We start from the raw sequence: 6,575 nt of genomic DNA, 5'->3' as shown, positions 1-6,575 counted from the left end.
TTGGGCTGAAAACCGCTCTCCGCAAGGTGCGATCTTTGGGTTTCGGCTGGCGGCGATCGTCGATCCGTTTTATTCTATGTTGTGAAAATGTCAGCCCTACATTTTGCCTCAAAACATCAGCAATGCTCATTTTAAAACTCTTGCAATATTTAAATGCGTTGAGATCTGTCAGGCTGTTGACGATAGAATGCGGATTACAGCAGTTTTATTTTTAAAAACCACCATCGGCTCCAATACTCAATTTCGATCGCGAGCATTGCTATCAAAATCTAGTGAATAACGATGGCGACAGATGAGTTTGCAGACTCGATCGATAACAACAATGTCCTAATCTAAAATCCAAAATGGGATCGCCAAATCGCCTCAAAATTTTATTAGTCGAAGATGACGAACTATTTAGATTGGGGCTGCAAGTACGATTGCAGCAAGAAACTGCAATTGAGGTACTAATAGAAGCCGAAGATGGTGAAACCGCCATCGATCTTGCCAAACAGCAGCCCTTCGATCTCGTCTTACTAGATATGGGTTTACCTGGATTGGGCGGGTTAGAAACCTGTCGCCAGCTCAAGCAAAATCACCCAAAATTGCCAATTTTGGTACTAACATCGCGCAACGATCGATCTCTAATTGCCCGCCTAGTGGCCGCAGGAGCGCAGGGTTATTGTCTCAAAGGGGTGGCAGCTACCACCCTGATTTTAGCCATGCGCTCGGTCATTGCTGGCGCATCCTGGTGGGATGCTACCGCTACCGCCGAAATTCAAAACCTATTTCAAAATCACCCGACAGATAATCTACCTACTCTCACTTTAAATCCGCTCACACCCCGCGAACAAGAAATTCTCAACCTCATTGCTACTTCCAAAACCGATCGCGAAATTGCTGAAATTCTCTACATTACCCCCGGTACCGTTCGCGTTCACGTCCATACGATCTTACACAAATTGAGCGCAACCGATCGCAAGCAAGCTGTATTGTTGGCGGTTAGGGGTAAGGAGTAATAGGCTGTTTGAAAAGTTATTTTTGACACTCATAGTTGGTATAAATCCCCCTTAAAAAGGGGGACTAAGATCCGGTCCCCCTTTTTAAGGGGGCTAGGGGGATTTTCTAGGGTTTGGGCGTAACAAATTTGACTTTTCAAACACCTTCTAAGGAGTAGGGAGTAAGTAAGGAGTTATGTTGAAGATCGATCGATATTAAATATATCTAATAGTTGCGATCGAGTTCTGCTGATACGGTGGGGTGCGAGTCGTTCGTGAAATAAAGTTTCATAGAAAAAACAAGCGACACCGTTAAATTGCCGATCGCGAATTGTTGCTACTTGAGTTTTAATAATCTCACTGGAAATCGATCGCGTTCTCAAGCCAGTCAAAATTCCGATCGAGGTGGGAATTTTAGTTTGAATAGCTCTAACTTCAGGCTTATCTAATTCTAGTTTAAAGGCATCGCTCCGATCGCGATATACTTGTAAAACCAATTCATCAATTAATCCTAATTCTTGCCACCGTTGCCAGTCAACTAAATAATGATTGCGGGAAAAAGCTAGTGGATTGGGTGAAATTGATACGATACAATCGGGGCGGATCGATTTGACAGAATTAACGATCTGTTGTAAGAGTGCTGTCAATTGTTCCGTACCCCATTGATGCCATCTTTTACGACCGAGATCGAACTTATGGCAATTATATTGTTGAAACAATTGTTGAGTATATCGATCGTAGCCCATTTCGGCAGGAAAACAAAAATGGTCGTCTAATTGAATCCCGGCAACTGGATATGTTTGAGCGACTTCCGTAATTAAATCTACCATAAATTTACGGACGCGATCGTGACAGGGATTCAACCAAGCATTAGGATCTAATTTACCGTTAGTATTTTGAGTTCGCTGCGGATTGCCTTGACGATCGAGAGTTAGTAAATCTGGATTATTTAAGGCGATCGCCGATTTAGGTGGTACCATTAATCCATATTCAAACCACGGAATCGTTCGGATATTTAAAGGTGCGGCTAATTCGATAATTTCTGCTAATAAATCTCGCCCAATAAAGGGACTATTTGGTAATAAACTCGCTCCGGTTAATTGCTGGGCAACTTTGCTCGGATATAAGGTATAACCGCGTTGCCAAACGACTGGATAAATTGTCTTAAAGCCTAAATCTGCCAGCCGTTGTAAGCCGATGGCTAACTGCTGGCGAGAGTTCATTACTTCACTATCGACATTAGTCAACCAAACAGCTTTCTTCACATCTTGCATTAAAACGAAGTTATTAGTGTCCTAGTGAATAGTGGATAGCGAAAAGTGCGTTATTGGGGCGTGAGAGCTTCTGTGGGCGAAGCTTTACCCGCTTGTGTTACGACAATCTCAAGACTTTCCTAAATGTACCCAGAGCGGATTGTAGTAGTACTGATGGGTATAATAAACTTAGCCATTTACCTACTACCATTTCAATTCTATGCTACAACAAGCCCAATATCCAATCCATATTACCTTTAAAATCTGGACTCTTTCCCCCAATCGAGTTTCGGTGACAGATAATCAAGGAAAGCTCTTATTCGTGATGCGTCAAAAAGCCTTCCGACTCAAAGAAGCGATCGTTATTTATGGTGACGAGCAACTCAAGCAGCCACTGTACGAAATTAAAGCCGATCGAATTATCGATTTTTCGGCGCGGTATAATTTTAACGATACTCAAGGAACGGATTTAGGGGGTATCAAAAGACAGGGAATGAAATCTCTTTGGAGTGCAAAATACGATATTTTCGATCGCTTATCTGCCACAACGCCGATGATGACAATTAAAGAAGACGATCCGTGGGTTAAAGTTTTCGACGCGCTATTTTCAGAAATTCCAATTGTGGGCATGTTTACAGGTTATGTTTTCAATCCTACTTATACACTCGCACGGACGAGTGGAGAAAATGTGATGAAACTATCAAAACTTCCCGGTTTTCTATCTAGAGAATTTACCATTCAAAAGGTCGATAGACTGGAAGATAGCGAAGAGCTACAAGCGATTCTCAGCATTCTGATGATGATTTTCCTCGAACGCAGTCGCGGTTAATAGGGAATAGGGAATAGGGAATAGGGAATAGGGAATAGGCTTTGGATTTTCCTCCTCCCCAACCTCCCCCCGTCCCCTCGTCCCCTCGTCCCCCCGTCCCCCCACTCCCATCTCCCTACCGCTAAGGTTTTGGGAAAGGGCGACTGACATTAACGGTAAAACTTTGAACCATTTTATCTAAAGCCGTTCTGAGTGGCTCGAATTGCTCGGTGGGAATGATATCTGTAAAAATAGATACACGGTTGCGATCGAGTCTGATAAAACTAGTCCCACTCATTGGCACCACTCGACCGTTACTTTCACTTTCATACCCCCAAGATACCCGCACGACTCCATTTTTGAGATCGTCAGGTTCGTTAATCGTCACATTTTTGAGGTTCTTTTTATAAACTTCATTAATCGTCTTCGTCATAAATCTGCCTAGAGATTCCGGCGTGTTGGTAATTTCTGAATCGGGAGTATTATCAAAAATATCGACTGAAACAACGGCATTACCAGTCCGATCTTGCCAGGTTACAATGACTTCATCAGTCTTGCTAGTATCTTTTCTGCGCCAACCCGCAGGCATAGAGACCGAGAAAATACTCTGCTTGTGAGTATAAGTTTTAAAATTATCGGCTTTGATAGGTTGAGTTTGGTAGTTTTGGTTGGTATCGTTCGATTGAGTCAACCTTTGACTGCTACCAGTCGATCGATTACACGTAGCAGCAAACGAACATGTTTGTGCCGCAAAACTTGGTGCCGATAGCAGTGGAGTACAAACAGAGATGAGACTAATTAAAGTAACGTGAAATTTCATCATAAAATTGACACTAGAGACTGAGGAAACCCAAAAAAATACTGTAATACTATCTTAACTGAGATTAATTTTTTGATAGTACTAACGTTATATGTCTAAACCACATCCCAGAAGTTCTGGGCTACCGACATCTGGCAGCACAATAAAATAGTAGCCACCAACTCGAAACTGTCGATTTGGGTAGCTACTGACTCCTAAGTAGATTTGATAGACTACTACAACCGCGATAATCGCTATTCCAGATCTTCGCGATGGGCGAGTATTAAAAATCCGATCGATCCCCACCGCTTCTAGGACAAAAGGGTAGCTAGTTTGGTATTCTGGATGCTATGTCGATCGAACTATCCCAATCTGTCTGAGGACAGACGCGGGTTGTATCGATAACACTATATAAAATAACTGTAAATTAAAAAATGACAGAGCTAGATCGGGAACCGCTATTATTACGCGCTGCTAAAGGTGCCACCCTCGATCGTCCGCCAGTGTGGATGATGCGCCAAGCCGGACGCTATATGAAAGTTTATCGCGACTTACGGGACAAATATCCTTCCTTCCGCGATCGCTCCGAAAAAGCCGAACTGGCGATCGAAATCTCCCTCCAACCTTGGCGCGCCTTTGCACCCGATGGCGTAATCATGTTCTCCGACATCCTCACGCCCTTACCGGGCTTGGGAATTCCCTTCGACATCATCGAAAGCAAAGGGCCGATTATCGAGCCAGCAATCCGCTCTCAGGCGCAAATCGACGCACTCCATCCCCTCAATCCTGAAGAGTCGCTGCCATTTATTAAAGAGATTTTGGGCACCTTACGCCGCGAAGTCGGGAATAAATCGACAGTCCTCGGCTTTGTGGGCGCACCCTGGACATTAGCAGCATACGCGATTGAAGGCAAAAGTTCTAAAGACTATGCCAACATTAAAGGGATGGCATTCCGCGAACCGCAGATGCTCCATAGTTTACTTACCAAAATCGCCGACGCAATTGCCGTCTACGTCCGCTATCAAATCGATTGTGGTGCCCAAGTCGTCCAAATGTTCGACTCTTGGGCGGGACAACTCAGCCCCCAAGATTACGAAACTTTCGCCCTTCCCTATCAGCAGCAGGTAGTCCGACAAGTTAAAGAAACTCACCCCGACACCCCCCTGATCTTGTATATCAGCGGTAGCTCCGGCGTATTAGAACTGATGGGTAAATCGGGCGTAGATATCGTCAGTCTCGATTGGACGGTAGATATGGCGGTGGGAAGACAGCGGATTGGGGCGCATTTAGGCGTACAAGGCAATATGGATCCCTGTGCATTATACGGTTCTAAAGATTTTATCCGCGATTGGATTATCGATACAGTTCGCAAGGCTGGTAAAACCGGACATATCATGAATTTGGGGCATGGTGTCTTACCAACCGTACCCGAAGAAAATGTCGCTCACTTCTTTGAAACTGCCAAGAATGTTGATAAGTTAATCTAACTCACATCTTGCCTCAAAACATAGTTACTAGTGTTTGGTGAATAGTGGATAGTGAATAGCAGGTAAACACTAAATATTCCCTCTAGTTGATTGAGACTAGGGGGAATATTGCTATGTAGCTACTCTCTGTGGCGAGAGGGTAGCATTGTATTCGCAGTAATAATTTAATAGTGCCAGTCAAAAGGCATAAATAGTGTATTAACTTTTTACGTAGAAAGATACAGAAGATATCCGAGCATTTCTGATTCAATCAAAGACATCAATCGTAAATATTGAGTGATGTTATCGATGAATTCAAAATTGATAGATGTGCCGAGTTTCCAGCGTACCCAGAGAGTCAAATTTGTCGGTGGTGAAGGAATTATCAGAAACCTTAAATTTGAAAATGGAACTTGGACGTATCTAGTCGAGATGGATTTAGGCCCAGCACCTAAATTTGGACGAGTGGGTGCAGAAACGATGGTATTGCTCGATTGGCTCGATCTGCGTGCAGTCTAAACTTACTTTACCCCCAACAGGTTTGATGGTTGCGTCGGCGATCGTCGCAATCTGGTTCGGCAGCCTGGGCTGGTTATTATCGATCGAGCAACTCACACCCTGGTGGATCGTACCAGCGGTATTGGGTCGCACCTTCATTCAGACGGGGCTATTTGTCGTCGCTCACGATGCCATTCACGGCTCGGTAGTCCCGAACGATGTCCGCAGCAATCATACCATCGGCAAGTTGGCATTGATGCTATACGCACTGTTACCATACCAGCTACTTGCTACCAATCACTGGCAGCACCATCGACAGCCCGGACAAGCAGGCGACCCCGATTTCCACGATGGCATTCATGACAATGTGGTGCTATGGTACCTCAAATTTATGAAAGGGTACCTCGATCGACGACAGCGGATCGTGCTGTTTTTTGGGATGAAGGCGATCTTCTTCACGCTGTATTTGGGTTTTCATGTTGCCGTTCCCAATTTGTTTTTGTTCTGGGTATTCCCGATCGTCTTGAGTTCGCTGCAATTATTTATATTTGGGACTTATTTACCGCACCGAGGCGCGGTGAGAGAAACCGATCCGCAGATCCGATCGACACATCGATCCACCCACAATGCGACTAGCAGTAATTATTCAACATTTTGGTCGTTTTTGACCTGCTATCACTTTGGCTATCACTGGGAACATCATGAGTATCCCTTGCTGGCATGGTATGAATTGCCATCCGCACGCCAAGCTATCGAGAAGTGAGCCAGTTTCCG

The 6,575-nt window shown here is 44.4% G+C and carries 8 protein-coding genes; 6 read left to right on the top strand and 2 right to left on the bottom strand.

Annotated features, from left to right (window positions below; genetic code table 11):
* Together RMO79_RS06775 and RMO79_RS06770 are read left to right on the top strand one after the other, a co-directional pair.
* The coding region (locus RMO79_RS06775) for a hypothetical protein (RefSeq protein WP_310482311.1) at window positions 1–215 on the top strand (215 nt) is incomplete at its 5' end.
* Between the two features lie 129 nt (window positions 216–344).
* Window positions 345–998: a response regulator transcription factor gene (locus tag RMO79_RS06770; protein ID WP_310482310.1), complete on the top strand. Its 654-nt coding sequence runs from the start codon at window positions 345–347 to the stop codon at window positions 996–998.
* 173 nt (window positions 999–1,171) lie between these two features.
* Here the strand turns inward: RMO79_RS06770 and RMO79_RS06765 are convergent, their stop codons facing one another.
* A complete protein-coding gene (locus RMO79_RS06765) occupies window positions 1,172–2,251 on the bottom strand; it encodes a family 10 glycosylhydrolase (RefSeq protein WP_310482308.1) in 1,080 nt (359 codons plus the stop codon).
* 199 nt (window positions 2,252–2,450) lie between these two features.
* Here RMO79_RS06765 and RMO79_RS06760 point away from each other — a divergent pair, with 199 nt between their 5' ends.
* Window positions 2,451–3,059: a hypothetical protein gene (locus RMO79_RS06760; RefSeq protein WP_310482307.1), complete on the top strand. Its 609-nt coding sequence runs from the start codon at window positions 2,451–2,453 to the stop codon at window positions 3,057–3,059.
* A 121-nt stretch (window positions 3,060–3,180) separates the two neighbouring features.
* Here RMO79_RS06760 and RMO79_RS06755 read toward each other — a convergent pair whose 3' ends face one another.
* Window positions 3,181–3,861: a hypothetical protein gene (locus RMO79_RS06755; protein ID WP_310482306.1), complete on the bottom strand. Its 681-nt coding sequence runs from the start codon at window positions 3,859–3,861 to the stop codon at window positions 3,181–3,183.
* A gap of 410 nt (window positions 3,862–4,271) precedes the next feature.
* On the opposite strand from RMO79_RS06755, the gene hemE reads away from it, so the two are divergent.
* From hemE to RMO79_RS06740, 3 genes are all read left to right on the top strand, one after another.
* Entirely contained in the window at window positions 4,272–5,324 is a 1,053-nt protein-coding gene (gene hemE / locus RMO79_RS06750) for a uroporphyrinogen decarboxylase (protein ID WP_310482305.1), read from the top strand.
* A gap of 288 nt (window positions 5,325–5,612) precedes the next feature.
* Entirely contained in the window at window positions 5,613–5,822 is a 210-nt protein-coding gene (locus RMO79_RS06745; protein WP_310482303.1) for a hypothetical protein, read from the top strand.
* Window positions 5,812–6,564 (top strand): fatty acid desaturase, encoded by a 753-nt coding sequence (locus tag RMO79_RS06740; RefSeq protein WP_310482302.1) that lies wholly within the window; start codon window positions 5,812–5,814, stop codon window positions 6,562–6,564. Before RMO79_RS06745 ends, RMO79_RS06740 begins: the two co-directional genes overlap by 11 nt.
* Window positions 6,565–6,575: the final 11 nt, after the last annotated feature.

The sequence above is a fragment of the Chamaesiphon sp. VAR_48_metabat_403 genome (assembly GCF_031422475.1).
Lineage (GTDB): Bacteria > Cyanobacteriota > Cyanobacteriia > Cyanobacteriales > Chamaesiphonaceae > Chamaesiphon.
This window is presented reverse-complemented; position numbering and strand designations above follow the sequence as displayed.

What these genes read in the sequence shown, in the direction of transcription:
- hemE (WP_310482305.1), top strand. Translation starts at nt 4,272, where the DNA reads ATGACAGAGCTAGATCGGGAACCGCTATTATTACGCGCTGCTAAAGGT.
- RMO79_RS06760 (WP_310482307.1), top strand. Translation starts at nt 2,451, where the DNA reads ATGCTACAACAAGCCCAATATCCAATCCATATTACCTTTAAAATCTGG.
- RMO79_RS06755 (WP_310482306.1), bottom strand. Translation starts at nt 3,861, where the DNA reads ATGATGAAATTTCACGTTACTTTAATTAGTCTCATCTCTGTTTGTACT.
- RMO79_RS06765 (WP_310482308.1), bottom strand. Translation starts at nt 2,251, where the DNA reads ATGCAAGATGTGAAGAAAGCTGTTTGGTTGACTAATGTCGATAGTGAA.
- RMO79_RS06770 (WP_310482310.1), top strand. Translation starts at nt 345, where the DNA reads ATGGGATCGCCAAATCGCCTCAAAATTTTATTAGTCGAAGATGACGAA.
- RMO79_RS06745 (WP_310482303.1), top strand. Translation starts at nt 5,613, where the DNA reads ATGAATTCAAAATTGATAGATGTGCCGAGTTTCCAGCGTACCCAGAGA.